Consider the following 1,095-nt stretch of genomic DNA (forward strand, 5'->3'; position numbering starts at 1 on the left):
GAGTTGTTCAACAAGCAATTCGACAAGTGATTGAACCAATCATTGACCCGCACTTTATGGAAAACAGTCACGGCTTTCGACCGGGCAAAGGCACGCATAGTGCCCTCAAACAATGTGTAAACTATTATGAGGAAGGTTATCGGGTAGTTGTAGATTGTGATTTGAAGCAATGCTTTGACACGCTGAATCACGATAAACTCATCTACTATCTAGAACAATACATCCATGATAAGACCATCATCAAAATTATCCGTAAGTTTTTATTAGCAGGTGTCATAGACCTGTCTGGCGAATTCGTAGAAAGTAAAACAGGCGCACCACAAGGAGGGGTTCTCTCGCCTCTACTGAGTAATGTCTACTTACATGAACTGGATAAAGAACTTTCCAAACGTGGTCATCGATTTGTCCGTTACGCTGATGACTTCGTCATCTATGTGAAGACGAAACGAGCCGGTGAACGTGTGATGGAAAGTATCACCAAATATATTGAGAAAGATTTAAAGCTCATCGTCAATCAAGAGAAAAGCAAAGTGGGGTCACCTACTCGTTTAAAGTTCTTGAGCTGTCTGATGCGCCGAGTGAATGGAACCTATCGTTTTATCCCTACCAAGCAAGCCAAGCAAAAATTCAAGAATTCTTTAAAGAGACTGACGAGTCGTAAAAGACCAGGAACCTTTGAAGAAATCATCCAGCAAATTAATCGAGTTACACGAGGTTGGATAAATTATTTTGGTTTAGGTTTTATCAAAGGATTTATTAAAGAGATAGAAGGATGGTTACATCACCGGCTTAGACAGCTTATCTTTAAACGATGGAAGAAACCACGAACGGTTATTAAGAAATTAAAGTCCTATGGACTTGACCTAGACTCAGCGAAACGCATTGCATTTTCTCGTAAGATGTACTGGCGACTTTCAAACACGCCTGAAGTTCATCGGGCAATTACAACAAAAAGACTCCACCAATGGGGCTTAGTTCCACTAAGCGAATTGGTAGAGTCTGCTTACGCAAGGTATTGAACCGCCGTGTACGGAACCGTACGCACGGTGGTGTGAGAGGTCGACTAGTCAAATAATGGCTAGTCTCCTACTCGAT

1 protein-coding gene is annotated in these 1,095 nt (G+C 41.7%); it reads left to right on the top strand.

From position 1 onward, the window contains the following. Window positions 1-1,019, top strand: a 1,019-nt coding sequence (locus tag ACEN31_RS11540; RefSeq protein ID WP_407109480.1) for a reverse transcriptase domain-containing protein, incomplete at its 5' end; no start/stop codon positions are given. Window positions 1,020-1,095 lie beyond the last annotated feature (76 nt).

The sequence above is a fragment of the Ruoffia sp. FAM 26255 genome, assembly GCF_045528525.1.
In the GTDB taxonomy this organism is placed as follows: domain Bacteria; phylum Bacillota; class Bacilli; order Lactobacillales; family Aerococcaceae; genus Ruoffia; species Ruoffia tabacinasalis.